The 26,491-nt window shown below is 64.6% G+C and carries 27 protein-coding genes; all 27 read right to left on the bottom strand.

Going from position 1 to position 26,491, the window contains the following annotated elements:
- Positions 1-18: 18 nt before the first annotated feature.
- The 27 genes from fliM to KVG96_RS17050 all read right to left on the bottom strand — a co-directional run bounded on the left by fliM (position 19) and on the right by KVG96_RS17050 (position 26,470).
- Positions 19-987, bottom strand: coding sequence for a flagellar motor switch protein FliM (fliM, locus tag KVG96_RS16920; RefSeq protein ID WP_085577803.1), 969 nt, complete (start codon positions 985-987; stop codon positions 19-21).
- A gap of 9 nt (positions 988-996) precedes the next feature.
- Positions 997-1,500 (bottom strand): flagellar basal body-associated protein FliL, encoded by a 504-nt coding sequence (gene fliL, locus KVG96_RS16925; RefSeq protein ID WP_217893127.1) that lies wholly within the window; start codon positions 1,498-1,500, stop codon positions 997-999.
- 211 nt (positions 1,501-1,711) lie between these two features.
- Complete coding sequence (locus KVG96_RS16930) at positions 1,712-3,079, bottom strand: flagellar hook-length control protein FliK (RefSeq protein WP_217893128.1); 1,368 nt, start codon at positions 3,077-3,079, stop codon at positions 1,712-1,714.
- Positions 3,080-3,184: 105 nt separating this feature from the next.
- Positions 3,185-3,532 carry an Hpt domain-containing protein gene (locus KVG96_RS16935; RefSeq protein ID WP_217893129.1) on the bottom strand — a complete coding sequence of 116 codons (348 nt, stop codon included), beginning with the start codon at positions 3,530-3,532 and terminating at the stop codon, positions 3,185-3,187.
- 30 nt (positions 3,533-3,562) lie between these two features.
- Positions 3,563-5,266: a fused response regulator/phosphatase gene (locus KVG96_RS16940; RefSeq protein WP_217893130.1), complete on the bottom strand. Its 1,704-nt coding sequence runs from the start codon at positions 5,264-5,266 to the stop codon at positions 3,563-3,565.
- Between the two features lie 5 nt (positions 5,267-5,271).
- Positions 5,272-5,577 carry an STAS domain-containing protein gene (locus tag KVG96_RS16945; RefSeq protein WP_217893131.1) on the bottom strand — a complete coding sequence of 102 codons (306 nt, stop codon included), beginning with the start codon at positions 5,575-5,577 and terminating at the stop codon, positions 5,272-5,274.
- A 101-nt stretch (positions 5,578-5,678) separates the two neighbouring features.
- The gene (gene fliJ / locus KVG96_RS16950) at positions 5,679-6,128 is read right to left on the bottom strand and encodes a flagellar export protein FliJ (protein ID WP_085577809.1); all 450 of its coding nucleotides are present in this window, start codon (positions 6,126-6,128) and stop codon (positions 5,679-5,681) included.
- Positions 6,129-6,134: 6 nt separating this feature from the next.
- Entirely contained in the window at positions 6,135-7,493 is a 1,359-nt protein-coding gene (gene fliI, locus KVG96_RS16955; RefSeq protein ID WP_085577810.1) for a flagellar protein export ATPase FliI, read from the bottom strand.
- A complete protein-coding gene (gene fliH / locus KVG96_RS16960; RefSeq protein ID WP_217893132.1) occupies positions 7,483-8,286 on the bottom strand; it encodes a flagellar assembly protein FliH in 804 nt (267 codons plus the stop codon). Before fliH ends, fliI begins: the two co-directional genes overlap by 11 nt.
- Positions 8,287-8,290: 4 nt before the next feature.
- The gene (fliG, locus tag KVG96_RS16965; protein WP_085577812.1) at positions 8,291-9,310 is read right to left on the bottom strand and encodes a flagellar motor switch protein FliG; all 1,020 of its coding nucleotides are present in this window, start codon (positions 9,308-9,310) and stop codon (positions 8,291-8,293) included.
- Positions 9,303-11,087: a flagellar basal-body MS-ring/collar protein FliF gene (fliF, locus tag KVG96_RS16970; protein ID WP_217893133.1), complete on the bottom strand. Its 1,785-nt coding sequence runs from the start codon at positions 11,085-11,087 to the stop codon at positions 9,303-9,305. The genes fliG and fliF overlap by 8 nt, the downstream gene beginning before the upstream one ends.
- Positions 11,088-11,102: 15 nt before the next feature.
- Complete coding sequence (gene fliE, locus KVG96_RS16975) at positions 11,103-11,432, bottom strand: flagellar hook-basal body complex protein FliE (protein WP_085577814.1); 330 nt, start codon at positions 11,430-11,432, stop codon at positions 11,103-11,105.
- Positions 11,433-11,560: 128 nt separating this feature from the next.
- Entirely contained in the window at positions 11,561-12,952 is a 1,392-nt protein-coding gene (locus KVG96_RS16980; protein WP_217893134.1) for a sigma-54-dependent transcriptional regulator, read from the bottom strand.
- A 5-nt stretch (positions 12,953-12,957) separates the two neighbouring features.
- A complete protein-coding gene (locus KVG96_RS16985) occupies positions 12,958-14,151 on the bottom strand; it encodes a sensor histidine kinase (protein WP_217894241.1) in 1,194 nt (397 codons plus the stop codon).
- A gap of 128 nt (positions 14,152-14,279) precedes the next feature.
- Positions 14,280-15,755, bottom strand: a complete 1,476-nt coding sequence (locus tag KVG96_RS16990) for a sigma-54 dependent transcriptional regulator (RefSeq protein ID WP_085577816.1) — start codon at positions 15,753-15,755, stop codon at positions 14,280-14,282.
- Positions 15,756-15,927: 172 nt separating this feature from the next.
- A complete protein-coding gene (fliT, locus tag KVG96_RS16995; protein ID WP_085577889.1) occupies positions 15,928-16,224 on the bottom strand; it encodes a flagellar protein FliT in 297 nt (98 codons plus the stop codon).
- Positions 16,225-16,234: 10 nt separating this feature from the next.
- Positions 16,235-16,633, bottom strand: a complete 399-nt coding sequence (gene fliS, locus KVG96_RS17000; RefSeq protein ID WP_217893135.1) for a flagellar export chaperone FliS — start codon at positions 16,631-16,633, stop codon at positions 16,235-16,237.
- 129 nt (positions 16,634-16,762) lie between these two features.
- Complete coding sequence (gene fliD, locus KVG96_RS17005) at positions 16,763-18,205, bottom strand: flagellar filament capping protein FliD (protein WP_217893136.1); 1,443 nt, start codon at positions 18,203-18,205, stop codon at positions 16,763-16,765.
- An 81-nt stretch (positions 18,206-18,286) separates the two neighbouring features.
- Positions 18,287-18,643: a flagellar protein FlaG gene (locus KVG96_RS17010; RefSeq protein WP_217893137.1), complete on the bottom strand. Its 357-nt coding sequence runs from the start codon at positions 18,641-18,643 to the stop codon at positions 18,287-18,289.
- A 73-nt stretch (positions 18,644-18,716) separates the two neighbouring features.
- Positions 18,717-19,568, bottom strand: a complete 852-nt coding sequence (locus tag KVG96_RS17015; RefSeq protein WP_085577818.1) for a flagellin domain-containing protein — start codon at positions 19,566-19,568, stop codon at positions 18,717-18,719.
- 243 nt (positions 19,569-19,811) lie between these two features.
- On the bottom strand, positions 19,812-20,078 hold the full coding sequence (locus tag KVG96_RS17020) for a hypothetical protein (protein WP_217893138.1): 267 nt from the start codon (positions 20,076-20,078) through the stop codon (positions 19,812-19,814).
- Entirely contained in the window at positions 20,075-21,367 is a 1,293-nt protein-coding gene (locus tag KVG96_RS17025; protein WP_217893139.1) for a motility associated factor glycosyltransferase family protein, read from the bottom strand. Before KVG96_RS17025 ends, KVG96_RS17020 begins: the two co-directional genes overlap by 4 nt.
- Before the next feature lie 88 nt (positions 21,368-21,455).
- Positions 21,456-22,382: a ketoacyl-ACP synthase III gene (locus KVG96_RS17030; protein WP_217893140.1), complete on the bottom strand. Its 927-nt coding sequence runs from the start codon at positions 22,380-22,382 to the stop codon at positions 21,456-21,458.
- A 227-nt stretch (positions 22,383-22,609) separates the two neighbouring features.
- Positions 22,610-23,662: a pseudaminic acid synthase gene (gene pseI / locus KVG96_RS17035; RefSeq protein WP_217893141.1), complete on the bottom strand. Its 1,053-nt coding sequence runs from the start codon at positions 23,660-23,662 to the stop codon at positions 22,610-22,612.
- The gene (gene pseG / locus KVG96_RS17040) at positions 23,659-25,161 is read right to left on the bottom strand and encodes a UDP-2,4-diacetamido-2,4,6-trideoxy-beta-L-altropyranose hydrolase (protein ID WP_217893142.1); all 1,503 of its coding nucleotides are present in this window, start codon (positions 25,159-25,161) and stop codon (positions 23,659-23,661) included. The genes pseI and pseG overlap by 4 nt, the downstream gene beginning before the upstream one ends.
- Positions 25,158-25,853 carry a pseudaminic acid cytidylyltransferase gene (gene pseF / locus KVG96_RS17045; protein WP_217893143.1) on the bottom strand — a complete coding sequence of 232 codons (696 nt, stop codon included), beginning with the start codon at positions 25,851-25,853 and terminating at the stop codon, positions 25,158-25,160. The genes pseG and pseF overlap by 4 nt, the downstream gene beginning before the upstream one ends.
- The gene (locus tag KVG96_RS17050) at positions 25,850-26,470 is read right to left on the bottom strand and encodes a pseudaminic acid biosynthesis-associated methylase (RefSeq protein ID WP_217893144.1); all 621 of its coding nucleotides are present in this window, start codon (positions 26,468-26,470) and stop codon (positions 25,850-25,852) included. The genes pseF and KVG96_RS17050 overlap by 4 nt, the downstream gene beginning before the upstream one ends.
- Between the last annotated feature and the right edge of the window lie 21 nt (positions 26,471-26,491).

The raw sequence follows: 26,491 nt of genomic DNA on the forward strand, positions 1-26,491 counted from the left end.
AGGGGGTGGAGGCGCGGCTCAGCGCCGCTCGATCGGCTCGATCACTTGCAACGCGAGGTTGCCCTTGTGCGAGCCCATCTTGACCTTGAAGGCCGGCACGCCGTTGGCGCGCATGATCATGTCTTCCGGCATCTCGACCGGGATCACGTCGCCCGGCTGCATGTGCAGGATGTCGCGCAGCTTCAGCTGGCGGCGGGCGACGGTGGCGCCGATCGGCACCGCCACGTCGAGCACGTCCTGGCGCAGGGCGTTGACCCAGCGCTCGTCCTGGTCGTCCAGGTCCGACTGGAAGCCGGCGTCGAGCATCTCGCGCACCGGTTCGATCATCGAGTACGGCATGGTCACGTGCAGGTCGCCGCCGCCGCCGTCCAGTTCGATGTGGAACGTGGACACCACGATGGCTTCGCTGGGACCTACGATGTTGGCCATGGCCGGGTTCACTTCCGAGTTGATGTACTCGAAGTTGACTTCCATGATCGCCTGCCAGGCTTCCTTCAGGTCGACGAAGGCCTGCTCCAGCACCATGCGCACCACGCGCAGTTCGGTCGGGGTGAACTCACGCCCTTCGATCTTGGCGTGACGGCCGTCGCCGCCGAAGAAGTTGTCCACCAGCTTGAACACCAGCTTGGCGTCGAGGATGAACAGCGCGGTGCCGCGCAACGGTTTGATCTTGACCAGGTTGAGGCTGGTCGGCACGTACAGCGAGTGTACGTACTCGCCGAACTTCATCACCTGCACGCCGCCCACGGCGACGTCCGCCGAACGGCGCAGCATGTTGAACATGCTGATGCGGGTGTAGCGGGCGAAACGCTCGTTGATCATCTCCAGGGTCGGCATGCGTCCGCGGACGATGCGATCCTGGCTGGTCAGGTCGTAGCTTTTGACGCTGCCCGGCTCGGCGGCGTTATCGGTCTGTACCAGACCGTCGTCGACGCCATGCAACAGCGCGTCGATCTCATCCTGGGACAGCAGATCCTGCACGGCCATGTCGTGTTCCTACTGCAATACGAAATTAGTGAAAAGCAACTGTTCGATCACCACTTTGCCCAGTTCCTTCTGCGCCACTTCCTGCACGCTGGCGGTGGCCTTCTGACGCAGCATCTCCTGACCGACCGGCGTCGCCAGGGTGGCGAAGTCCTGACCGGAGAAGAGCATCACCAGGTTGTTGCGGATCACCGGCATGTGCACCTTGAGCGCGTCCAGGTCCGCCTGGCTGCGCGCCAGCATGGTGATGCTCACCTGCATGTAGCGCTGACGGCCGTTCTGGTTGTAGTTGGCCACGAAGGCCGGCGCCATCGGCTCGAAGATCGCCGGCTGCTTGCCGACCGGAGCCGCTTCGGCCGCCGGGGCAGGCTTGCTCTGCGCGCTGTGCATGAAGTACCAGGTCGCGCCCACGGAGGCACCGATCGCCAGCAGCAGCGCCACCACGATCAGGATGATCAGCTTGAGTTTGCCTTTGGTTGCGGGGTCTTTTACAGCTGCTGCTTCGCTCTTCGCCATGCCAATAATCCGTCATTAATCGGGTTTTCACAGTCGCACGGCAAGGCAAGAGCAAGTGTTATGCCAGAAGTGTCGGAGTCAATGACGGCTTCCCCAAAACCACTGTAGGAGCGAGCCTGCTCGCGATTGCGGCGTGTCAGTCAATACTCATGTGACTGATACATCGCAATCGCGAGCAGGCTCGCTCCTACAGGGTGGGTGTCGCTGTCGATCAGGCGTAATAGTCGACCGCGCTGGTGCCGATCACGCTGGTGGCCTGGGCAGCCGCCTCGGCCACGGCAGCCGGGGTCAGTTCCTCTTCCGCCGAGTCCGGACGGCCGCCTGCGGCACTGGCGCGACCGCCCTGCCCCTGCTGCGCCTGTTCCTGACCCTGCCAGCCACGGTTCTGATCGGACACGTTGACGTCGACCTGGCCCATGCCCTGCTGGGTGAACATCTCGCGCAGGCGGTGCATCTGGCCGTCCAGCGCTTCACGCACGCTCGGATGGGCGCTCATGAACGTCACTTGGGTCTGCTGGTCCGGCACCATGTTCACCCGGATGTCGAGACGACCGAGCTCGGCCGGCTGCAACTGGATGTCGGCCGCCTTGAGGTTGGCGCTCGACAGATACATGACGCGGTTCACCACCTCTTCGGTCCAGCCGCTCTGGTGCATGGCGATCGGCTGGTTCACCGGCAGGGCGTTGGCGGTCTTCGGCGTGGCGGCCTGCGTCAGCGCCGCCAGACGGTTGGCGAAATCATCGACGCGGGTGTCGCTGCTGGCCGACTTCAAGTCCTTGAGCCCTTCATCGAGCAGGCCGCTGAAGGCCTTCTCGCCGCCCTGGCTGGTGCTGTCCTTGTCTGCCTGCACATCGAGCATGTTGGCCATGCCGGCGGCGAAGTTCTGCGCCGCAGTCAATTCGCCGTCGGCCTGAGCCTGTGCCGGGGTCGGCGCAGCCTTGGGCTGGGCCTGGCTGGCAGCGGAAATGTGGCCGCTCTGCTCCATCGCCAGACGGACGGCCGGCAGGTTGTCGAGCGGATCGGCCTCCGGGTCGAAACCGCTGTCGGCAACCGGCGCCGGGGCCGGTGTCGGCGACGCCGTCACCGCCGGGGTTTCGACCTTGGCCGGCGCAGGCGTCTGCGCCACCGGTGCAGGCTCGACCGGTACGGTCAGCGGCGGCTGCACCGCCTCGACCAGGGCCGGATCCAGCGTCGGATCCACCGGCGGCGCATCCGCCACAGGCGTTTGAGGGGTTTGCGCCGAATCGTCGTCGCTGGCACTGCGCTCGTCTGTCGAGCCGGAGGCCGGCTTGTCGGCGGGCAAGGGTTTGCCGCTATCGGCAACCGCAGGTTCGGGAGCGGCAGACTGATCCTTGCCGACGTCCTTTTTGCCGCCGTTGTCCGCGCTGTTGTCGCGCGCAGGTTTCACCGGCGTAGCGGTGGCGGCCGAAGGCTTTGCCGGCCCCTGGTCGGCAAACACCTGGGCGAAGCTGGAGGCCTTGTCCCCGGGCTCTGCGGCCAGGGCCGGCGCTTTGGCGGAGGCGGCTTGCGCCTTGGCCTGGGCGGCAGCCTGAAGAAGGATGTTGGGGGTTGCAGGCATGGTACGGTCTCCGCTGCACTGGGATCGTAGGTACAGTTGAGCGAGATGGTTGCAAGTGCCGGGCCAGCTTTCGGCGCAGAGGCCAAAAAGCGCCGGACGGCAGGCTCAGTGGGTCAGGGAACGCTGTCGTTCGGCTTCGTAGACGGGGCGCACATCGGCGAACTCGCTGTTGATGTCCGCCACCAGCTTGATGATTTCGGAAGGGCTCTTGTCCTTGGCGTGCAGCTCAAGCTCATGGCAGAGCTCGGCGAGGCGGGTCGCGCCCATGTTGCTGCTGCTGCCCTTGAAGCTGTGGGCCACGAACGACAGCACTTCGGCGTCGACGGTCTTCTGCAGCTCCCGCAGGCGGTTCTCGGAGTCCGCCAGGAAGGTGTCGAGCAATTCCGGATAGTTGTCCTCCATGACTTCGGCCATCGAGTTCAGTACGTCGCGATCTACATGTATGTCAGCCACTTGTTCACTCCTTGATCAAGAATGCGCGGATTATGCCAGAGCCTCCCAGGAAAACTCCACGCGGACACTGCGGCCGTCGTCCGACCAACGGGCGCTGCGCGTCAACTGACGGACCAGGCTGACCCCGCGCCCGGACAGGCGGATCCCGTCCGGGGGCCGATCCATCACCCGCGCCACGTCGAACCCGTTGCCGCTGTCCTCGACCCGGATCACCAGGGTTCCGCCCGAGCCTTGCGGCACCACGTCGAAATGCACCCGCACATGGCCGTCCCGCAGGGCGTCGAGCCGGGCGTTGCGCAGCTCATAGTAACGCGCAAACCCGCTGGCATCGCGCTTGAGGCTGGAGTCGAGCCCCAGGACGCCATGTTCCAGGGCATTGGAGTACAGCTCGGCCAGCACACTGTACAACGCCCCGCTCTGCGCCCGCAGCCCGTGCACCTCCAGCAATAGCTGCAGCAGGTACGGCAACGGGTTGAAGCGCTTGAGCGTCGCGCCCCGGAACTCGAAGCTCGCCGACCAGTCGAGCGGACAGGACTGGCCGCTGTCGGAGTAGACCGGCACCGGCGCGTGCACCTGCGCCGCCTCGAGCAGGCTGATCTCGACCATGCTGACATCGTCCCGGGCCTCGCCGCGGAACGCCTGGAGCGCTTGCTCGATGTCTTCGAAGAGCCGGTCCGGCTCACGGTTGGCCGCAAACACCTGCCGCAGCCGCTCGACGCCGAACAACTGGTCGTTGGCGTCGCAGGTGTCGATCACCCCGTCGGAGAGCAGGAACACCCGATCCCCCACCTCCATCGGCAGCACCTCGGTGCAGTCATCGAAGGCCTGCGGGCTGAGCACGCCCAACGGCAGATGCCGCGCCGCCAGCGGCGTGCGCTCCCCCGTGGCGATGCGGTGCAGGTAGCCGTCGGGCAGGCCGCCGTTCCAGTACTCCACCGAGCGGCGCTGCGCGCTCAGGCACAGCAGGGTCGCGCAACAGAACATGTCCACCGGCAGGATGCGCTTGAGCTTGGCGTTCATTTCCCGCAGGGTCTCGGCCAGCCCGTAGCCCTTGGCGGTCATGCCGTAGAACACCTCGGCCAGCGGCATGGCGCCGACCGCCGCCGGCAGGCCGTGGCCGGTGAAGTCCCCGAGCAGCACATGCATGTCGCCGGCCGGCGTGTACGCCGCCAGCAGCAGGTCGCCGTTGAACAGCGCGTAGGGCGATTGCAGGTAGCGGATGTTCGGCGCATTCAGGCAACCGGAATGGGCGACCTTGTCGAACACCGCCTTGGCCACCCGCTGCTCGTTGATCAGGTAATCGTGGTGCCGGGCGATCAGGTCGCGCTGCTCCAGCACCGTGGCCTGGAGGCGGCGCAGGCGATCCATCGCCTTGATTTTGGCGGCGAGGATCACCGGGTTGTAGGGTTTCGCCAGAAAATCGTCGCCACCGGCATCCAGACAGCGTGCCAGCGCCTCGCTTTCGGTGAGCGACGTAAGGAAGATGATCGGCACCAGGGTTTCCCCCGCCAGCGCCTTGATCCGGCGCGCCGCCTCGAAACCGTCCATCACCGGCATCATGGCGTCCATCAGCACCAGTTGCGGCTGCTGGCGACGGAACACGTCCAGCGCTTCCTCGCCGTTGCCGGCGGTCAGCACCTCATGCCCCTGGCGGCGGACGATGGTCGAGAGCAGCAGGCGGTCGGCGGCGCTGTCCTCGGCGATCAGGATGGTCAACGGCTCCTGCGGCTGCATGGCCGTCAAGCGATGTCGAACAACTTGTCGAAATTGGAAATGGCGAGGATCTTGCGCACGTCCGAATTGCTGTTGATCACCCGCACGTCGGAATTTTCGCCGCCGGCGTGGTCGCGCAGCAACAGCAGCATGCCCAGCGCCGAGCTGTCGAGGTACGTGGCCTCTTTGAGATCCACCACAATGGAGTCGGGTTTCTTGCTGAGCCGCTCATAGGACTCGCGAAACTCCTGATGGCGACCGAAATCGAACCGACCCTTGATCGAGATCGTCAGCTTTTGCCCATCCGGAGAGACTTCTGTAACGACTGACATGCGCTGGCTTCCTTGTCATTGACGAACCTGTACAAGGTTTAGCACTTGCCGGGGGCGGCGGCAAGGCATGATGCCGCCGGCCGCTGTCAGCGATTGCCCCGTCAAAAGGCCTCGTGCCGCGGCAAACGCTGGGACAGTTCGTCCAACAGCTTCTGCTCGCGCTTGTCTTCGGCCCGCTGCGCCTCGTCGCGGTAGCGTTGTACAAGTTTGCGCAGGCCTTCGACCCGCGCAAAGGCCTCTTGCCAGGTCTCGCGGGCCTTGTTCAGGTTGTTCTGATGCCAGTTCAGGCTCTGGCGCTGCTGGTCGACCGCCGTGTCGAGCTGGGCCAGGAAGCCCTGGAAGCCCAACAGCCACTGCCCGGTCACGCCGGTGCTGCCCCGCACGATCCATTGCTCGGAATAGTCCAGGCGAAACGCCTGCAGATCGGCGAGCTTGCTTTCGGCGACCTTGACCTGCCCCTGAAAGTAGCCCAGGCGCTGCACGGCGGTCTTCTCGGCCTTCTCGGCCATGTCCACCACCGGCGCCAGGCGCGCGGCTCGACTCAGGGCCATGGCCGGTTACCCGCCGGCCGCCGGGGCGAACAGGGTTTCGAGGTAGGCTTCGCTTTCGCCCAGGCTGATGCTGTCGTTCAGGCCTTGACGCAAGTACCTGACCATTTGCGGCTGCAGCGAAATCGCCAGGTCGGTCTCGCGGTCGCCGCCGGCCACGTAGGCGCCGACGCTGATCAGGTCGCGGCTCTGCTGATAGCGCGACCACAGTTGCTTGAAGTACTGCGCACGGGTCATGTGCTCCGGCGACACCACCGCCGGCATCACCCGGCTGATCGAGGCTTCGATGTCGATGGCCGGATAATGGCCCTCCTCGGCCAGGCGCCGGGACAGCACGATATGCCCGTCCAGCACACCCCGCGCCGAGTCGGCGATCGGATCCTGCTGGTCGTCGCCCTCGGACAGCACGGTGTAGAACGCCGTGATCGATCCGCCGCCCTTCTCCGCGTTGCCGGCGCGCTCCACCAGCTTCGGCAGCTTGGCGAACACCGACGGCGGGTAACCCTTGGTCGCCGGCGGTTCGCCGATGGCCAGGGCGATTTCCCGCTGGGCCTGGGCAAAACGGGTCAGCGAGTCCATCAGCAGCAGGACGTTCTTGCCCTTGTCGCGGAAATACTCGGCGATGCGCGTGCAGTACATGGCGGCGCGCATGCGCATCAGCGGCGCATCGTCCGCCGGGGACGCCACCACCACCGAACGCTTGAGGCCTTCTTCGCCGAGGATGTGCTCGATGAATTCCTTCACCTCGCGCCCCCGCTCGCCGATCAGGCCGACGACGATGATGTCCGCCTCGGTGAAGCGGGTCATCATGCCCAGCAGCACCGATTTACCGACACCGGTACCGGCGAACAGGCCGAGGCGCTGGCCGCGGCCCACCGTCAGCATCCCGTTGATGCAGCGGATGCCCACATCCAGCGGCACGCTGATCGGATCGCGGTTGAGCGGGTTGATCGTCGGGCCGTCCATCGGCACCCAGTCTTCGGCCTTCATGCCGCCCTTGCCGTCCAGCGCACGGCCGGCGCCGTCCAGCACCCGGCCGAGCATGCTCATGCCCATCGGCAAGCGGCCGGCATCGGCCAGCGGCACCACCCGGGCGCCCGGCGCGATGCCGGCCACGCTGCCGACCGGCATCAGGAAGACCTTGTTGCCGGAAAAGCCCATGACTTCGGCTTCGACCTGGGACGGATGGTAGGTGTCGTCGTTGATCACCATGCAGCGGGTGCCCATGGCGGCCCGCAGCCCCTCGGCCTCGAGGGTGAGGCCGACCATGCGCAGCAGGCGCCCTTCGAGGATCGGCGCACCGGCAAGCTCGGTGGCCTCGGCGTAGGTGCTCAGGCGCTTGGCGAAACTGGTGCGTTCAAGGCGCATCGGGGGCGTCCGCGGACGGCTCGGCGGCGGGCGCCGGCCGGGCGTCTTCCGGCAGGTCCAGGCTCAGGTCCGGCGCGGCCGGGTGCAGGGCCTGTTCGTGCAGTTGGTCGAACAGTTTGTCCATGACCTGGGCGATGCGGGTCTCGATGCTCGCGTCGATGCGGCTGTGATCGGTCTCGACCCGGCAGCCGCCCGGCAGCAAGGTCTCGTCCTCGACGATGCGCCAGGTCTCTTCGTGGCGCTCGCGCAACGCTTTGACCTGGGCGAAGTCCTGCGGATTGACGTACAGCCGCACATTGCCGACGCCCAACGGCAGCAGCTTGAGGGCGTCGCGCATGACGCGTTCGATCTGCGTCGAGTCGATGGCCAGTTCGCGCTGGATCACCTGTTTGGTGATGTGCCGCACGAGGTCGACCAGCGACTTCTCGATCTGGGTGTCCTGCTCGGCGATCGGCTCGAACAGATGGCCCATCAGTTGCTCGAGGCTGGCGACCTTCGCCGCCAACGCCACCTCGGCCTCCTGACGCACCTTGAGGGTGGTGCTGTGGAAACCTTCCTTCTCGCCGATGGCGAAGCCCTCGTTGTAGGCCTCCTGACGGATGCTTTCGAGTTCTTCCAGGGTCAGCGGCTGGACTTCCTCCAGCGGCACTTCCTCGATTTCCGGCGGCTCGGGCTCCGGCTCCGGCTCGGGTTCCGGCGGCGGCGGATCGAAGCTGGGCAGCGCCCAGGTATCGAAACCGCGGACATCCCGCGCGCGGATCAGGTCCGTCACGTCGTCGTCATGCTTGTCCATGGGCTTAGATCATTTCCTCGCCGCCCTTGCCGCCGAGCACGATCTCTCCGGCTTCGGCCATACGGCGGGCGATGGTGAGGATTTCCTTCTGCGCGGTCTCCACGTCGCTGACGCGCACCGGGCCCTTGGCCTCGAGGTCGTCGCGCAGCAGTTCGGCGGCACGCTTGGACATGTTCTTGAAGATCTTTTCCTTGACGCTTTCGTCCGAGCCCTTGAGGGCCAGCACCAGCACGTCGGAAGACACTTCGCGCAGCAGCGCCTGGATGCCGCGGTCGTCGACGTCGGCCAGGTTGTTGAACACGAACATGAGGTCTTCGATCTGCGTGGACAGGTCTTCGTCGACCTCGCGGATCGAGTCCATGAGCTGGCCTTCGATCGAGCTGTCGAGGAAGTTCATGATGTCCGCCGCACGCTTGATGCCGCCCAGGGTGGTGCGCGAAGCGTTGGAGTTGCCGGAGAACTGCTTCTCCAGGATCTGGTTCAGTTCTTTCAGCGCCGCCGGCTGCACGGTGTTCAGCGACGAGACGCGCAGGATGATGTCCAGGCGCACCTTGTGGTCGAAGTTGCCCAGCACTTCGCCGGCCTGGTCCGGATCCAGGTACGCCACCACGATCGCCTGGATCTGCGGGTGCTCGTAACGGATCACGTCGGCGACGGCGCGCGGCTCCATCCACTTCAGGCTGTCCAGGCCGCTGGTGTTGCCGCCCAGCAGGATGCGGTCGATCAGGCCGTTGGCCTTGTCCTCGCCCAGGGCCTGGGTGAGCATCTTGCGCACGTAGTCGTCGGAGCCGACGCCCAGGCTGGTCTGGTCGCCGACGATGTCGACGAACTCGCTCATCACCTGCTCGACCTGCTCACGGTGGACGTTGCCCATCTGGGCCATGGCCACACCGACCCGCTGAACCTCTTTGGGGCCCATGTGGCGCAGCACTTGCGCAGCATCGGTGGAGCCCAGGGACAGCAGCAGGATCGCGGCTTTATCGACCCGGGACAGTTTGGCGACGGCGGCTCGGTTATCACTCATCTGCGTTAATCCACTCTTTCACGACCTGGGCCACACGGCCCGGGTCTTCTGCCACCAGACTCTTGATTGCGTTCAACTGGGCGTCATAGCCTTCGCTCGGGCTCGGCAGCAGAATGCTCTGCGGACCGCCGAGGCTCACGCGGTCGTTGGCCAGCTCGCCGTCCAGACCGCCCATGCCGCCCAGCTCCACATCGCCCAGGGCCGCCAGTTCTTTGTTCTTGCCGCCGCCGGTGATGTTGTTGAGCACCGGACGCAGCACACCGAACACCAGCACCAGGATGAACAGCACGCCCAACACTTGCTTGACGATGTCCCAGAACCAAGGCTGCGAGTAGAACGGAATATCGGCGACCACTTCGCCGCGATCGGCGGAGAACGGCATGTTGATCACGCTGACGCTGTCGCCGCGGCTGGCGTCGAAGCCGACGGCGTCCTGCACCAGACGGGTGAAGCGCGCCAATTCGTCGGCGCTCCATGGGGCACGGGTGGTTTCGCCGTTGGCCGGGTTGACCTTGACCTGATCGTCCACCACCACCGACACCGACAGGCGGTTCAGGCGACCCTGCTGCTGCTTGGTGTGGCTGATGGAACGGTCGAGCTCGAAGTTCTTGGTGGATTGCTGACGCTTGTCCGCCGGGTACGGCGCGAGCATCGGCTGGCCGGTGGCCGGATCCATGATCTGCTGACCGTTGGCGTCAACCAATGGCTGGCCCGGCTGCACCATGCCGGCGGCCGCTTGGGCGCCGCCGGTGGTCTGCGGCGCCGAGGCCGGCGACGGCGGCTGGTTGCTCAGGGCACCCGGCACGCCTTGCGGGCCGTTGCTGGCGGTGCGCTGCTCGTTGACCGACTGCTCGCTGCGCAGCGCCGGCTGATCCGGGTTGAACTGCTCGGCGGTGGACTCGACGGCGCTGAAGTCGATGTCGGCCGACACTTCGGCCTTGTAGCGGTCGTTGCCCAGCACCGGCTGCAGAATGTTGTGCACGCGCTGAGTGAGCATGCTTTCCATGCGGCGGCTGTAGTCGAACTGCTTGCCGGCCATGGTCATTTCGGAGTTTTCCGCCTGATCCGACAGCAGGTTGCCCTTCTGGTCGACGACGGTGATCTGCGACTTGCTCAGCTCAGGAACGGAGGTCGCCACCAGATTGACGATGGCCACCACCTGGCCCGGCTCCAGCGAGCGGCCGGAATACAGCTCGACCAGCACCGAGGCGCTTGGCTTGCGCTCGTCGCGCACGAACACGGAGCTTTTCGGGATCGCCAGGTGAACACGTGCGCCCTTGACGTTGTTCAGGCTGGAGATGGTGCGTGCCAGCTCGCCTTCCAGGCCGCGACGGTAGCGGGTCGCTTCCATGAACTGGCTGGTGCCCAGACCCTGTTCCTTGTCGAGGATCTCGAAACCGATGTTGCCGTCGCTGGGAGTGACACCAGCGGCCGCGAGCTTGAGTCGCGCACGGGACAGGTCATCGGCCTTGACCAGCAAGGCGCCGGAGTTCGGCTCGACGGTGTAGGGAATGTCGGCGGAGGCCAGGGTGTCCATGACCTGCTTGGCGTCCATGCCGGCGAGGCTGCCGTACAGCGGCCGGTAGTCCGGCTGCTGCGACCACAGCACCACGGCAAAGCCGATCGCCACGCTCGCGGCCAGGCCGACCAACAGGCCCACCTGACGCAGCATGGTCATCTCGGAGAGGTTTTCCAGGAAGGACAGGCCGAACAGCGGCGGTTTGCCGTCTATCGGGGTGGCCTTGGCCGGAACGTTATCGGCGACTGCTTCTGCCATGACTCAATCTCGTCCTTAAACCGGCATCTGCATGATGTCTTGATAGGCCTGAACCAGCTTGTTGCGCACCTGGGTCAGAGCCTGGAACGACACGCTGGCCTTCTGCGAGGCAATCATCACGTCCGTCAGGTCGACGCCGCTCTTGCCGATCTCGAACGCATTGGCCAGCTGGGTCGAGGCCTGCTGGGTGTCGCTCACTTTATTGATGGCCTGACCGAGCATGTCGGAAAAGCTGCTGCCCGCCATTTCAGGGACGGCGGCAGTCGATTTCGGCGCAGACATGGCGTCCATTTGCATGGCGCGCATATCCAGCATCAACCGATTAAATTCAATACCTTGGCTCATGGTCTACTCTCTTGGGCGGCCCGCAATTTTTTGACGCTCACTCGGCGGGTACACAGGTATTAGCAACAAGGGTGCCAGCTCACGGGCACCCTCTTCAGAAACCTTCCTTCAGGCAAACGCGCCGCCGCTCACGTGGCGAACAGATACCCTTCGACATCCATGCCCGCATCACGCATCTGCGCCAGTTTGTAACGCAGGGTGCGGGGGCTGATGCCGAGCTTTTCCGCCGCCTCCTTGCGCCGGCCGCGCTCGGCCCGCAGGGTGTCGATGATCATCTGGAATTCATGGCGGCGCAGGTCGTCGCCCAAAGCACCGGCCGAATCCGCCTCGATCTCGACGTCGCGCACCGCAGGGTTCGCCACGGCGACCGCCGGCGATGCGGCGAACGTCACGGGACCGGCCAGGCAGAAATCCTGCGGCCGGATCAGGCCGCCCTGCTGCAGGATCAACGCCCGCTGGATCGCGTTGTCCAGTTCACGCACATTGCCCGGCCACGGATAGCCGACCAGGCACGCCCGGGCCTCCACCGAAAGCTTCGCCGTGGCGTGTTTCATTTTATTGACGTGTTTGGCCAGCAGGCGCTCGGCCAGCGGCAGGATATCGGCGGTGCGCTCGCGGAGCGGACGCCAGGCCAGCGGAAAAACCGACAGGCGGTAATAGAGGTCTTCACGGAAACGCCCGGCGGCCACCTCCCCCGCCAGGTCGCGGTTGGTGGTCGCCACCACTCGGATGTCGAGGCTGATCGGCTTGCGCGCCCCGACCCGCTCCACTTCGCGCTCCTGCAGGACCCGCAGCAGCTTGGCCTGCAAGCCCAGGGGCATCTCGGAAATCTCGTCCAGCAGGAGGGTGCCGCCGTCGGCCTGCTCGAACTTGCCGGCCTGGGCCGCGATGGCGCCGGTGAAGGAACCCTTCTCGTGGCCGAACAGCGTAGCCTCCAGCATGTTGTCGGGAATCGCCGCGCAATTGATCGCAATGAACGGCTGGCTGGCGCGGTGCGACTGCTGGTGAATGTAACGCGCCAACACTTCCTTGCCGGTGCCGGACTCGCCGGAGATCAGCACCGTGGAATCGCTGCGCGCCACTCGCGCCGCCAACTCCAGCAATTGTGCGCTGGCCGGCTCGACCGCCACCGGACCTTCATCATCCGCCGCCTCCAGCGCGCCCGACGCATGCCGCGCCACCAGCACCAGCAAGGCACCGGGCTCGAAGGGCTTGACCAGGTAATCCGCCGCGCCCTGGCGCATGGCGTCCACGGCCCGCTCGACCGCGCCGTGCGCCGTCATCAGCAACACCGGCAACTGCGGCTGACGCGCGCGCAACAGGCTCAGCAACTGGTGGCCATCCATGCCCGGCATGTTGACGTCGCTGACCACCAGGCTGAACGGCTCGCGCTCGACGGCTTTCAGCGCCTCTTCGGCCGAACCCACCGCGTGATGGTCGTGGCCGGCAAGCAGCAGCGTATCGGCCAGCGCTTCGCGCAACGAGCGGTCATCCTCGACCAGCAAAACCTTGATGCCCATGTCCTTCACTCAGCTCCTTGTCCTGCGGAAAACAACGGCAGGATCACCTGCGCGCACGTGCCGCGCCCGATGCGCGAGCGCAGCCGCAATTCTCCCTGATGCGCCCGGGCGACCGCCTTGACCACCGTCAGCCCCAACCCCGTGCCGGTGACCTTGGTGGTGAAAAACGGCTCGCCCAACCGCGCCAGCACCGCAGGCTCGATGCCGCTGCCGCTGTCGCTGACGCACAGGCGCAATGTGTTGTCGCGGGTGTAGCCATGCACTTTCAGGCGCACGTCGCCGCCGCTGGCCTGAACCGCGTTCTCGATCAGATTGAGGATGGCCCCGACCAGGGTGTCGCGGTTGCACAGCAATTCGCCGGCATGGCTGTCGCACTGCCAGCGGATCGGCAGGTCCTGCACATGGGTCAGCGCCGCGGCCTGCACCGCCTGCATCAAGGCATGGGGCGTGACCCGGTCGGTCAGCGGCAGCTCGCCGCGGGCGAACACCAGCATGTCGCGCACCTGGTGCTCCAGCTCGTGCAGGCGCTCTTTGAGGCGCCCGGCGAAACGCTGCTGGGTGGCGACCGGCAGTTCCTGCTCGGTCAGATGACTGGCGTAAAGCAAGGCAGCGGACAGCGGCGTACGGATCTGATGGGCCAGTGACGCGACCATGCGCCCCAGGGAAGACAAGCGCTCGTGGCGCGCCAGCTGATCCTGCAGGTGACGGGTTTCAGTCAGATCGTTGAGCAGCACCAACTGCCCCGGCTCGGCATCCAGCGAGCGGGTGGCGATCGACAGGCGCCGACCGTTCTTCAGGGAAATTTCGTGGCCGTCGTCTTCGCGCGGAGCGAAGCAGCGGGCAATGACATGGCGCCACAGCTCGCCTTCCAGCGGCAGTCCCAGCAGCTCGGTGGCCGCCGGGTTGGCTTCGCAGACGATGCCGTGGCCGTCGATGACGATCACGCCGCCCGGCAACAGGTCGAGGAGGTTCTGCAGACGGTTGGCCAGACGCTCCTTTTCCGCCAGTTCCTGCATGCGCTGGGCGCTGACCACCGCCAGCTCGCCCTTGAGCTCGGTGACCCGGGCCTCGAGCATGCTGTAGGAATCGGTCAGTTGGCTGGACATCTGATTGAACAGCGCGAACGCCTGCTCAAGCCCCTGCCGGCTCGCCTGCTCTACGGACGACGGTTGCCCCGAAGCATTGGGGGCAGAAGACATCTGGGCGGCTTGGGGCATTGTGCTCTCTCGCATGGCTGACCGTCAGTGAAACGGAACGTTGCGAGGGCTGTAGCAATACCCGTGCCTAAAAAAAACAGCTTATGAATGAAGCACTTGAAAAACAGGCGTCAATCATCCGCCTGTTCGTCTCCGTCACGCCGGCTCATGCCGTACTTGCGCATCTTCTCCACCAGAGTGGTGCGACGGATGCGCAGACGCTCGGCCGCACGGGCGACGATGCCGTTGGCGTCATCCAGCGCCTGCTGGATCAGGCCCTGCTCCAGACCACCGAGGTAGTCCTTCAGGTCCAGGCCTTCGGGCGGCAGCATGGCGTTGGCGGTGAAGTCCGGCGTGTGGCCGTTGATCGCGACGCGCTCTTCCAGGTCGCTGCGCAGGCTGTCGACCATCTGTTCGTCTTCGTCGTCGACGTAGCGGAATTTCTTCGGCAGCTCGGCCACGCCGATCACCCCGTACGGGTGCATGATCGCCATGCGCTCGACCAGGTTGGCCAGCTCGCGGACGTTGCCCGGCCAGCCGTGACGGCACAGCGACATGATCGCCGCCGAGTTGAAACGGATCGAGCCGCGCTTTTCGTGCTCCATGCGCGAGATCAGCTCGTTCATCAGCAGCGGGATGTCTTCGACGCGCTCGCGCAGCGGCGCCATCTCGATCGGGAACACGTTCAGGCGATAGTAGAGGTCTTCGCGGAAGGTGCCGATCTCGATCATGCTTTCGAGGTTCTTGTGGGTCGCGGCGATGATGCGCACGTCGATGCTTTGGGTCTTGTTGCTGCCCACGCGCTCGAAGGTGCGCTCCTGCAGCACCCGCAGCAGCTTGACCTGCATCGGCAACGGCATGTCGCCGATCTCGTCGAGAAACAGCGTGCCGCCGTTGGCCAGCTCGAAGCGGCCGGCACGGCTGGTGATCGCACCGGTGAAGGCGCCCTTCTCGTGGCCGAACAGTTCGCTTTCCAGCAGCTCGGCCGGAATCGCGCCGCAGTTGACCGGCACGAACGGCGCATCGCGGCGCTTGGAATGGTAATGCAGGTTGCGCGCGACCACTTCCTTGCCGGTGCCGGACTCGCCGAGGATCAGCACGCTGGCGTCGGTGTCGGCCACCTGCTGCATCATCTGGCGCACATGCTGGATCGCCCGGCTGGTGCCGACGAGGCTGCGGAACAGGTTGGGTTCGCGGTGACGGCCGCGCTCGCGGGCCTGGTCGTACATTTCGCGGTAGACCTGGGCACGGTGCAGGGAATCGAGCAGCTTGCTGTAGCTGGGCGGCATTTCGAGGGTGGAAAGCACGCGGCGGCGCTGGTCTTCCGGCAGGTCGACGGAAGAATTTTCGCCCATCAGCAAAACCGGAAGGAACTCATCCCAGGTGGACAGTGTCTTTAACAAGCCCATCAGCGCACCCGGAGCATTGACCGTCCCGATCAGCACGCAAATGACTTCACGGCTCGACGACAAAGAGCCGACAGCCTGCTGCCAGTCATGGCTGCCGCAGGGCAAATTTTCTTCGCCGAGAAAATTCAAGATCACCGCCAAATCGCGGCGGCGGACGCTATCGTCATCGATCAGCAGAATTTTGGTTTCACGCCACATGCAATAGCAACTTCCCTAGTCAACTCAATGCCCGAAACGAGGGGCAAGCGAGACGCTTGCAGGACACCTTGTGCCCGTAGACGTCCGAAATCTGAAAACAGCCACTAGTTAAGTCAAAAAACCGTGCACAGTCAAATTTATGGCGCACACATCTGGATTAACTGAGGGTTAATTAACCAAACAGATGGTAAACCTTTGCCGCGTTCTTGGCTTGGTTGATCTGCGTCATCTCGTCGACTATAGCCTGACGCTCCCCCATCGCCACTTCCAGCAGGTCCTTGTACACGTGCAGCAGCTGCTCAAGGTTGCTGCGCAACTCCTCCTCGTCCAGCGACGCTTCGCTCAAGACGTCTTCCATGCAGGATCGGCAATCGAGGTCCAATTGCCCGATCGCCTCCCAGTTGCGCTCGGCCAGTGCGCTGACGAGCGCCATGCGGGTATCTTCGATTCGCTGCAACACAGGGCTCATGACGGCCTCCTCAGGGCTGCGCACCGGGCGCAGGCGCAATGGCGTCCCAGCCTTCCTTGACGGTGGTCAGCAGGCCTGCCACTTCGTCCAGGATGCGCGGATCGCTGCTGATGTTCGCCTCGGCGAGACGTTTCATCATGTAGATGTACAGACCGTCCAGGTCGGCCAGCGCCTCGGCGCTGTTCTCCAGGTCCAGCCCTTCGCGCAGGCCGCTGACGATGCCGATGGCCTTGCTGATCGCCGTGCACTTGGCCGGGACGTCCTTACGCTCGATGGCACCCTTGGCCTGGGCGATGCGCGACAGGCCACCCTCCATCAGCATCTGCACCAGACGGTGCGGGCTGGCTTCGGAAGTCTGGGCGTGGGAGCCGACCTTCTGGTACTGCCGAAGGGCTAACATCGGATTCATGTTCTACCTCATTTGCCACAATGACTCGTATAGCCAATGTATCGCCAGCGAGTCGGGAAACTTTAGACCATAAGACAAAAACCCGGCGCACGCACAAATGCGTAGCCGGGTTTTTGTCATTCTTGCGCGTTACTTCGCAGATTGCTGAGCGGTCAGCGACGTGAAGAACGACGTGATGTTGCTCGCCGTGGCTTTCATTTGCCCTACGAGCAAGTCCATGGCGTTGTATTTTGCGGTCAGCGTTTTGGTCAGGCTGGCCACCCGGATATCCAGCGCTTTCTGCTGATCGGAGATGTCCCGGGTATTGTTGTTCAGGATCGCGAGCCGCTGGTCCAGCAAGCCCTTGGTCTTGCCGTCGGCCGAAGGCTTGAGGTACGGATCCACGGACTTGCTCACGCGCGCCAGCAGACCGTTGGTGTCGTCGGTGCCGGTGAACAGTTGCTGCACCTGGCCAGACGCTCCCGGAACCGCCATCGCCTTGTTAAAGGCCGTGGTGTCGAGCTTCAGGTTACCGGTGATCGGATCGGTGTTCACGCCGATTTCCGACAGGAACGAAATCTTGCCGTTGGTCTTCGTGTTGGTGAACTCGGCACGGATGCCGGCGATCAGCGAACGCGGCAGGGCATCGCCCGTGAACGCAGCCTGCACGGTCAGCTTGCCGTCTTCGTCCGGCGTCGCCTTGGACAGGCTGTCGACGGTGCTCTTGAGCGTGTTGTAGGCGTCGATGAAGGTCTGGAGCGACGTCTGCAGGCCCTTTGTGTTGTTGTCGACGGTGACCGTGGTCGGCGTCGCGTTGGCGGCCACCAGGTTCAGGGTCATGCCGCTGATCGCACCGGAAACCGTGTTGCTCTTGCTGGTCACCGGCAGACCGTCGATGGTCAGCGACGCATCCTTGGCGACATCGCCGACAGAGCCCGAGTCGCCGGCCGCCGGAGTCGCCGACATGACCTTGGTGCCGTCGATTTCCAGGCCGGCGATGCCGCTGACCGTCAGGTCGGAGCCCGCACCGGTCTTGTTCGAGCTGATCACCAGGCGCGAAGCGCCGCTGGCGTCGGTCACGATGTTGGCGGAAATGCCGTTGCTGCCCTGGGCCGTGTTGATGGCGTCGCGGGTGCTCTGCAAGGTGGCGTTGGCCGGAATGGTGACATTGTAATCAGTGCCATTCTGACTGATTTTCAGGGTACCACTCGGAATGGCACTGGACGCACCGCCGGCAAAGGCCGCGCTGGCGACTTTCGAACCTGTGGCCAGATTCTTCACGACGACGCTGTAGGAGCCGGACACCGCGGTGTTGTCAGAGGTGACGGTCAGCGTCTCAGGCTTGCTCGACGTGGCCGTGTAACCGGCGAACGCAGGGTTGGTCTTGCTGCCCAGGGTGGCCAGCGTCGACTGGAATGTGGTCAGCGCGCTCTTGAGCGTGCCCACACCCGAAATCTTCAGGGTGTTGTTTTTTGTCTGGGTATCGAGTTGCGTCTGCTTCGCTGCCTTGTCGGCATTGACCAGCGCGGTGACGATCGCACCGATGTCCAGGCCGGAACCCAGGCCGGTACCCGGTAGAATTGGACTTGCCATGTGCATCTCCCTTCAGTTTGCTGCCGGTCTTTTGACCTTTGCCAGCGCCTAAGACACTTCAAACACTATTCATGCCAGTTGTCAGACTTTGGCGTCGAACAACACGTGGCTCGCGTTGGCGAGGCTGTCTGCCAGCTTGAGCGCCTCCGCGGAGGGAATCTGTCGAACGACCTCGCCCGTCTCGCTCGCGATCACCTTGACGATGACCTTCCCGGAGTTCTCGTCGATCGAAAACTCGAGGTTGCGCTTGATCGACTGCACGAACTTCTCGATCTCCTGCACGGCCAGCTTCAACTTGGTCTCCTCGGTTTCACGGGTCTTCTTGTCCGCGACGGGGGTGACTTCGGCCGCCTTGGCAGGCTCGGACGGTTTTTCAGCAACGGTATTCGCTGGCTTGGGAGCCGGATAAGACACGTTAAGCTTGACGCTCATGTCCATGTCCATCACCTCCTAACGTGAAAAAGCGAGAGAGCACGACCAGCGCACTCCCCCGCCTAAACTCATTCCGAAATTACTGAAGCAGCTTCAGTACAGCGGAAGGCAGTTGGTTGGCTTGAGCCAGAACGGAGGTCGAAGCCTGCTGCAGAGTCTGCTGCTTGGTCAGGTTAGCAGTTTCCGCGGCGAAGTCGGTGTCTTGTACGCGACCTTGTGCAGCGGTGGTGTTTTCGTTGATGTTCTGCAGGTTCTGGATGGTGCTGGTCAGACGGTTCTGCGAAGCACCCAGGTTTGCACGGGTTGCACCGATGGTGGCGATAGCGGCGTCGATAGCGGTGATCGCGTTGTCGATGTTCTGTGCAGCGCCGGTTACGGTAGCACCGGTCAGAACCACAGTACCGCTGCCTACGGACAGGCTGGCGGCGTCGAACTTGGCGCTCAGCACCAGGTCGATGTGGTTGGCGGAGCCAGTGTTCGCGCCCACTTGCAGGGTCACAGTACCAGCCGAACCGTCCAGCAGGAACTTGCCGTTCAGGTTGGTGGACTGAGCGATACGAGTCAGTTCGTCAGACATCTGAGCGAATTCGGCGTTGGTCGCGGTCTGGTCAGCGGTGCCGTTGGTTCCGTTACGGGCTTTAACAGCCAGTTCACGCATACGCTGCAGGATGTCGGTCGAAGCTTGCAGAGCGCCTTCAGCGGTCTGGGCAACGGAGATACCGTCGTTGGCGTTCTGGATGGCCTGGGTGTTACCGCGGATCTGCGAAGACATGCGGTTGGAGATTTGCAGGCCAGCGGCGTCGTCTTTGGCGCTGTTGATTTTCAGGCCGGAAGACAGGCGCTGCATCGAAGTCGACAGAGCGTCGGAAGCGCGGTTCAGGTTTTTCTGAACGTTCAGCGACGTGGTGTTGGTGTTTACAGTTAAAGCCATGACGAATTCCTCGTTGGTTGGGTACTGCGGCTTCCGGCCCTGGCAACCGCCGGGTATGGCCTAGAGAACCTTCGTAATAGTTATCGTCGGGATCGCAGGTTGCTTGAGGGCTTTTTTCAAAAAATTTGCCATCAACCTGCCACCCCTCAGAAAACAAGGACTTAGCCTTCCTTTACCCACGAAAAAATGACGTCATAAAACCGTCCGCAGCGCAAACCTGCGGGCTAGCGCCTCCGGCGCTGCTCAGCCCGACAGGTTTTGCAGAAGGTCGACCAGTTCACATTCCATGTGATCGGCCAGCCCCAGCCAATCCTGGCGCTCCTGACACGCCAGCATGTGCGTCAGCACCTGCATCCACCCCTGCTGGCTTTCCGGCGTTGCGCCGACCATCAACCGCTGCGCTTTCTCGAACACATCGACCATCTCCAGCGCCGCTTCGACATCGCGTCCCAACCGGAACAGCCCGGCACATTGTCGACACTCCTCGACGCACTGCTGCAACGCGCTCATTGCACGAACTCCTCGTTGAAACCCGTTCCGGCGATCCTCGCCCCCGCCCGGCTGCTGTTGAGGAACTTCACCTGCGGGTGACGGGCGATGTAGCGCTCCAGCACGCAGAGATAGCCTCGGAAGTTGAGCTGGGTCTTGACTCGTTCGCCGTTGCCGTCATGCACCCAGTGCCGCGCCTGGTTGACCGACGGCCCCAGGTCGCCGTCGTTCCAACCGGCATGGGTCTTGTTCATCGGAAAGGCGAAGTCGGCGCCGAACAGCGTGATGCTCGCCGCCCCCATCTTCACCGCCAGATCCACGGCGGGATGGATCACGCTGCCGCCCACATGCAGCAAGGCCCGCGGGTGTCGCTCGCGCAGCCCGGTGTAGACCGGGCTGAGCGAGTAGCCGCCGTAACGTTTGCCCTTCCAGGCCTTCAGCACCTGCGGATCGCTCATCGGCAGGTACACCAGCGCAATGCCGTCGGAGTCTTCGAACGGCAAGTGCCGCAAGCTGATGCGCTGATCGATGCTCACCACGATGTCCGGCACGATTCCGCGCTCGCGCAGCGGCCGGTAAGCGGTGTCGACGCAAATGAACAGCGGGCGCTCGGCCCGCCCGCGAATCGCCGCCAGCCGCTCGAAGTGCCCTTCCAGGGTCGGCCCGGTGGCGATCACATAGACCTCGCGGCCGGCGCAGCTGCCGAACAGTTGCGCGACGTCGTCGTCCGCCAGCAGCACCGGCAGGCAGTCCTGCAAGCGCTGGACAATGAATGGCGACTGCGGGTCGAACTCGCGGTTGTTGAAGCTCAGGTGCACTTCGCTGACCAGCCGATCGCGGATCTTCGCGTTGAAGTCGTCGGCCAGCAGCATCTCCGCCGGCAAGGCAAAGAACGGCGTGCAGATATCGGGCAGATCCCCGGCGTACAGCAGCTCCACCCGGGCATCGTCCAGCCAGTGGCGCTGATCGAGCAATTGCAGCACCAGCGAGAACAGCGCGCCGTTGAGGATGTGCACGTACAGCCGCTCAAGCCCCGGGCGCTCCAGCAGCACCGCCGGCAAGTCCCCCAGGCCGGTGCCGTAGACATGCAGTTGCGCCTTGTCGGCCGGCAGGCTCGCCGCCTGGATCCGCGCCTCGTGCACACGGTCGTGGCGGCTGGTGAGCTGGATGCCGGCCACGCTCAGTGTCGATCCCAGCCCCTGCGTCAACTCTGCCTGGACCGCCGAACTGTCCTCGGCCATCAACCGCGCAGCCAGTGCCGGCCAACGGCGCTCGATGACCTCGGCGTTATCCTGGAAAAACTCGCTCACTGGCACCTCGCATTTCGTTCAGGCAAAAAAATGGCGTTCAAGGTTAACCCTTGAACGCCATTTTTGTATCCGTTGTTTCCGCCCGGGCTCAGGGACGGTAGATGATCGCCGAACCCCACGACAGCCCGACGCCGAAACCGCTGAGCGCCACACGCTGCCAGGACGAGTCCAGCGCATGCTTCTCCAGCAGCAGGGGAATGCTCGACGACACGGTGTTGCCGGTCTCGACCATGTCCTTGACGAACTTCTCCGGGTCGCCCTCGAAGCGGCGCGCCACGGCATCGACGATGGCCGCGCTGCCCTGGTGGATGCAGAACGCGTCGATGTCGTCGGCCGCAAGGCCCGAATCGTCGAGCAGCTCATGCAGGTGCGCCGGCACCTTGAGCAGCGCGAAGTTGAACACCTGGCGACCGTTCATGAAGAACACGCCGTCGGTGACCTTAAGGTGCGGCGCGCCGGAGCCGTCGGTGCCGAACTTGGCCTTGCCCAGCGCCCAGGTCGGGTCTTCGCCCATCCAGGTGGCGGTGGCGGCGTCGCCGAACAGCATGGTGGTGTTGCGGTCCTGCGGGTCGACGATCTTGGAGTACGGGTCGGCGGTGATCAGCAGGCCGTTCTTCAGGCCGGCGGCTTCCATGAAGCCCTTGATCGCATAGATGCCGTAGACGTAGCCCGAGCAGCCCAGGGAAATGTCGAACGCCGCGACGTGGGTCGGCAGGCCCAGTTTGTCCTGGACGATGGCGGCGGTGTGCGGCAGGCCTTCTTCGTCGCCGTTCTGGGTGACGACGATCAGGGCGTCGATGGATTCGCGTTTCAGGTCAGGGTTGCTGGCAAACAGCGCATTGGCCGCTTCGACGCACAGGTCGGAGGTTTCCTGTTCTGCGTCCTTGCGCGGCAGGAAGGCCGAACCGATCTTGCCGAGGATGAACTCTTCATCCTTCTCGAATTTTGCACCTTGTGCGTAATTGTCCACGCCGGCTACAGGAACGTAGCTCGCAATGCTTTTTATGCCAATCATTACGGCTTCCCAATAATAAACAGCCCAATACCACCGCTCGCAAGGAATTCGAGGGGCGCCGACAAACAGAAAACGGCCGCCGCAAAGGGCAGCCACGGGGAGCGCAAAGGGCTGTCACTGGAACCGAATCACGGGCCAGGCGCCATCTCCCCGGTCAATACAATACAGTGAAGATGCGCGTTATGACTCGCAGGTCACGCTATTTTGCCGAATCGGTCCGGATCAGGTCATTCGACCAAGGACCAGTCCAGCGGCGTGCCGCGTTTGATCGGCTGGCGCGCACGGCGCCCAAGGACGGTTTCGGCGTGTTTGGGCGCCAGGCCCAGACCGGGACGGATGGCGCGCAGGTTGGCCGCCGTGAAGGGTTCGCCGGCCGCCATGTCGGCGGTGACGTACAGCGAACGGCGATAGACCAGCGACTTGCGCTCGGCCTCGGTGACGCCGTAATGCACCTGGCCCAGGGCCTGCCAGGCGCGCTCGGTCTCCACCACCAGGCTGGCCAGTTCGGCCGGCTCCAGCGAGAAACTGGCGTCCACCCCGCCGGCCGAGCGGTCGAGGGTGAAATGCTTCTCCACCACCGTCGCCCCCAGCGCCACGGCGGCGACGGACACGCCGACACCCATGGAATGGTCGGACAGCCCCACTTCGCAGCCGAACAGCTCACGCAGATGAGGAATCGTGCGCACGTTGCTGTTGAGCGGCGTCGCCGGGTACGTGCTGGTGCACTTGAGCAGCACCAGATCCTTGCAGCCGGCCTCGCGGGCCGCGCGCACGGTCTCGTCCAGCTCGGCGAGGCTGGCCATGCCGGTGGAGATGATCAGGGGCTTGCCGGTGGCCGCCACCCGGCGGATCAGCGGCAGGTCGGTGTTCTCGAAACTGGCGATCTTGTAGGCCGGCACGTCGAGGCTTTCCAGGAAATCCACCGCCGTGTCGTCGAACGGCGTCGAGAACGCGAGCATGCCCAGTTCCCTGGCCCGGGCGAAGATCGGCGCGTGCCACTCCCACGGGGTGTGGGCCTTTTCGTACAGCTCGTACAGCGAGGTGCCGGCCCACAGGCTGCCGGGATCCTTGATGAAGAACTCGCCTTCGGCCAGGTCCAGCGTCATGGTCCGGGCGGTGTAGGTCTGCAGCTTCAAGGCGTGGGCGCCGGCCTTGGCTGCCGCTTCGACGATCTGCAGGGCCACGTCCAGCGACTGGTTATGGTTGCCGCTCATCTCGGCAATGATGAACGGCGGCGCGTCGGCACCGATCAGGCGGTCACCGATCTTGAAACGGCTCATGGGCGGGATTCCTTCAACTCACGGGTGAACGCGCAGGCACTCTGGGTGAACCCGGCGTCGCGAAATACATTCATTGAGGCCTGGTTGGCCGGCAGCACCCGGGCGGTGACGGCGGTCAGCTGCGGCCAGTGCGCAGAGACGAACGCTTCGCCACGGGCCAGCAGCGCCCGCCCCCAGCCAAGACCGAAACGCCCCTCCAGCAGGTAGATCGACACTTCGGCCTCGAAACCGCGCAAATCATAGCGCAGCACGCCGACCGGGCCGTCGTCGGCCTCGGCGATCAGCAACAGACGCCGGGGATTGCTCAAGCTTGCCGTCAGCCAGTTCAGGTGCTGCGGCCACTCGATCACGCCGGACTCCAGCGACCAGCGCCGCACCGGCTCGGCATTGCGTCCGTCAAACAGCAATTGCGCATCGTCCGCCGTCGCCGGCCGCACCGTAAGCACCGCGCCGGCCAGCGCGGCCGCGACCCGCAGGGCACCGCGCCCGTCCACCAGCTTTCGCGAACGCTCGGCCAGGCCCTGGCGCAGGTAAGGGTTGCTCACGACAAAGCCGACCGCCTGACGCAGCTGCTCGACGCTGACCTGCTCCCGGGCGCCCATGAACACATGCGCGCCCGCCGCCGCCATCACTTCGCCGTTGGCCTGCTGGTTGTTCGACACCGCGATGCAGATCGTCGGCAGGCCCAGGGCCGCCCGTTCCCAACTGGTGCCGCCGCCGGCGCCGATGAACAGGTCGGCCTCGGTCATGCGTCGGTGGAAGTCACTGACGAAACTGTGCAGGCGCCAGTTCGGCCGCGTCTCGGCCAGTGCCTGCATTTGCGTCCAGGCCGGGTTGTCGGCGCCGGCGACGAAGTCCACGTCTAGCTCGGAAAAGTCCGCCAGCGCCAGCATCGCGTGATGGGTCTGCCGGGCCGCATCGAAGCCGCCGAAGTTCACCAGCACACGCCTGGCCACAGGCTTGATGTCGATCGGCGGGCAGCTGAATTCCTCGCGCAGCATGGCGTAGCGCGGGCCGAGCAGCGTGCGGCAGTGCGCAGGCAGCAGCGGCCGGTAGTCTTCGTGCAGGCCGGAGAGGTTCTGATTGAGCAGCAGGTCGACGCTGTAGCGGCGGGTCGCCAGGTCGTCCACCGCCGCGATCCGGGGCGCCCAGCGGCGGGCGGCGGTCTGCCAATGGTGATCGAGGCCGTAATGGTCGGCGATGATCCAGTCGAACGCGGCGTGGCCTTCCAGTTGCGCGGCCAGCGCGTCGATGTCCGCCTGCCACGGCAGCATCGATTCGATGGCCTGGTGCGGGTCTTCGCCGGGGTAGCGCTCCGGCAGCGCGAAGGTTTCGAAGCCCTCGGCCCGCAAGGCCTCCAGCCGATGCCCCGGCAAGCGGCGGCAAGCGAACGCGACATGGCTGCCCTGCGCGCGCAACACCCGGGCCAGCGGCAGGCAGCGGGCGATGTGGCCGCTGCCGATGGTCGGCGAGGCGTCGGCGCGGATCAGGAGTCTCATGACAGTGCTCCGCCGGCCTTGAGCGCGGCGTAGAGGTACTCGGCCCGCGTCCAGTCTTCGGGCGTGTCGATGTCTTGCACCAGATGCCGGGGCAGGATCACCGGCAGGCTGGCCGGCGAATACAGCACCTCGCCGCGCAGCCAGGCCTCACGGCGGCCCCAGTAGAACTGGCCGGCGTCCTGGAACGCCTCGGGCAGATCCTGCGAACGGGTGTTGCGAAACTCGGGGTACAACGCCGTCAGGGCGCCCTGCCCGTCGAGCGTCAGCGCGCGCTGCACCGGGAAGCCGAAGCCGCACACGGAGAAGGCGAACGACTTGTCGGGATGGCGTTCCAGCGCTTCGAACCCTTCGCGCAGATAGCGCGCCTGCAACAGCGGTGCGGTGGCGTACACGCAGCAGGCGTAATCGAACGCCGGCAACTGCCGCAATGCATGTTCGATCACCGCGGCGGTGCCGGTGAAGTCATCGGCCAGATCCGCAGGACGCAAGAATGGCACCTGCGCACCATGGGCCCGTGCGACGTCGGCGATCTCCTGATCGTCGGTGCTGACGACGACCTGGTCGAACAGCCCCGACTCGAACGCCGTGCGGATCGAACGGACGATCATCGGCACGCCGTCGAAGGGCTTGAGGTTTTTGCGCGGGATGCGCTTGCTGCCGCCCCGGGCCGGGATGATCGCCACGTTGCTCAAGGGCGTTTTTCCAGCAGGAACCAGGTGATGTCATCCACCGGGAACTGCGGGTCGCGGTGATAGGCGAAACCGTAGTCCAGCAGGTGCAGGTCGGCGTAGCGATCAAGCATTTCGCCGGCGAAGTCGCGCTTGAACAGCTTGCCGCTGTTGCCGCGGTAGAAGACCTCCACCGGCGCCGGGTTGTAGTACTCGGCGATCAGGATGTAGCGCCGGCTCAGCCGATACAGCTGTTCGTAGGCGTTCGCCAGCAACTCGGGCGCCAGATGGATCAGCACGCCCTTGCTCAGGGTCAGGTCGTAGCTGCGCTCGCGGGGAAAGTCGAACAGCGAGCCGTGCCAGATCTGCGCGATGTCCAGCGCCCTTGCCTGCTCGCAGGCGTTGGCGTTGATTTCGACGCCGAACAGCTCGCACCCGGGCAGCAATTGACGCAATGCCTGCAGGTTGTTGCCGGCGTTGGTGCCCAGTTCCACCAGGCTGTCGATCCGCCCGGCGCGGGCCAGCGCCTTGGCGAACAGCGCCAGGTTGGCCGCCACCAGCGGCTGGCCGACGTTGCGGCCGACATACTGGTTGCCGAACTCGCCCTGCCAGAACTTTTCCTGTTCGCTCAAATCACGCATTTCAGATACCCGTCCGCCGCA

This window comes from Pseudomonas ekonensis (genome assembly GCF_019145435.1).
GTDB classification, from domain to species: domain Bacteria; phylum Pseudomonadota; class Gammaproteobacteria; order Pseudomonadales; family Pseudomonadaceae; genus Aquipseudomonas; species Aquipseudomonas ekonensis.

Excerpts from the sequence above, each read along its gene's own strand:
- KVG96_RS16985 (WP_217894241.1), bottom strand. The coding sequence starts at position 14,151 with ATGTCTTCTGCCCCCAATGCTTCGGGGCAACCGTCGTCCGTAGAGCAG.
- fliG (WP_085577812.1), bottom strand. The coding sequence starts at position 9,310 with ATGAGTGATAACCGAGCCGCCGTCGCCAAACTGTCCCGGGTCGATAAA.
- KVG96_RS17015 (WP_085577818.1), bottom strand. The coding sequence starts at position 19,568 with ATGGCTTTAACTGTAAACACCAACACCACGTCGCTGAACGTTCAGAAA.
- KVG96_RS16980 (WP_217893134.1), bottom strand. The coding sequence starts at position 12,952 with ATGGGCATCAAGGTTTTGCTGGTCGAGGATGACCGCTCGTTGCGCGAA.
- fliS (WP_217893135.1), bottom strand. The coding sequence starts at position 16,633 with ATGAATCCGATGTTAGCCCTTCGGCAGTACCAGAAGGTCGGCTCCCAC.
- fliD (WP_217893136.1), bottom strand. The coding sequence starts at position 18,205 with ATGGCAAGTCCAATTCTACCGGGTACCGGCCTGGGTTCCGGCCTGGAC.
- fliT (WP_085577889.1), bottom strand. The coding sequence starts at position 16,224 with ATGAGCCCTGTGTTGCAGCGAATCGAAGATACCCGCATGGCGCTCGTC.
- fliL (WP_217893127.1), bottom strand. The coding sequence starts at position 1,500 with ATGGCGAAGAGCGAAGCAGCAGCTGTAAAAGACCCCGCAACCAAAGGC.
- fliJ (WP_085577809.1), bottom strand. The coding sequence starts at position 6,128 with ATGGCCCTGAGTCGAGCCGCGCGCCTGGCGCCGGTGGTGGACATGGCC.
- fliH (WP_217893132.1), bottom strand. The coding sequence starts at position 8,286 with ATGGACAAGCATGACGACGACGTGACGGACCTGATCCGCGCGCGGGAT.
- KVG96_RS17050 (WP_217893144.1), bottom strand. The coding sequence starts at position 26,470 with ATGCGTGATTTGAGCGAACAGGAAAAGTTCTGGCAGGGCGAGTTCGGC.
- fliM (WP_085577803.1), bottom strand. The coding sequence starts at position 987 with ATGGCCGTGCAGGATCTGCTGTCCCAGGATGAGATCGACGCGCTGTTG.
- KVG96_RS17020 (WP_217893138.1), bottom strand. The coding sequence starts at position 20,078 with ATGAGCGCGTTGCAGCAGTGCGTCGAGGAGTGTCGACAATGTGCCGGG.
- KVG96_RS16940 (WP_217893130.1), bottom strand. The coding sequence starts at position 5,266 with ATGCAGCCGCAGGAGCCGTTGACCATCCTGATCGCCGAGGACAGCGCC.
- pseG (WP_217893142.1), bottom strand. The coding sequence starts at position 25,161 with ATGAGACTCCTGATCCGCGCCGACGCCTCGCCGACCATCGGCAGCGGC.
- KVG96_RS16945 (WP_217893131.1), bottom strand. The coding sequence starts at position 5,577 with ATGTCAGTCGTTACAGAAGTCTCTCCGGATGGGCAAAAGCTGACGATC.
- pseI (WP_217893141.1), bottom strand. The coding sequence starts at position 23,662 with ATGAGCCGTTTCAAGATCGGTGACCGCCTGATCGGTGCCGACGCGCCG.
- KVG96_RS17030 (WP_217893140.1), bottom strand. The coding sequence starts at position 22,382 with ATGATTGGCATAAAAAGCATTGCGAGCTACGTTCCTGTAGCCGGCGTG.
- KVG96_RS17010 (WP_217893137.1), bottom strand. The coding sequence starts at position 18,643 with ATGGACATGAGCGTCAAGCTTAACGTGTCTTATCCGGCTCCCAAGCCA.
- fliI (WP_085577810.1), bottom strand. The coding sequence starts at position 7,493 with ATGCGCCTTGAACGCACCAGTTTCGCCAAGCGCCTGAGCACCTACGCC.
- fliE (WP_085577814.1), bottom strand. The coding sequence starts at position 11,432 with ATGAGCCAAGGTATTGAATTTAATCGGTTGATGCTGGATATGCGCGCC.
- KVG96_RS16990 (WP_085577816.1), bottom strand. The coding sequence starts at position 15,755 with ATGTGGCGTGAAACCAAAATTCTGCTGATCGATGACGATAGCGTCCGC.
- fliF (WP_217893133.1), bottom strand. The coding sequence starts at position 11,087 with ATGGCAGAAGCAGTCGCCGATAACGTTCCGGCCAAGGCCACCCCGATA.
- KVG96_RS16930 (WP_217893128.1), bottom strand. The coding sequence starts at position 3,079 with ATGCCTGCAACCCCCAACATCCTTCTTCAGGCTGCCGCCCAGGCCAAG.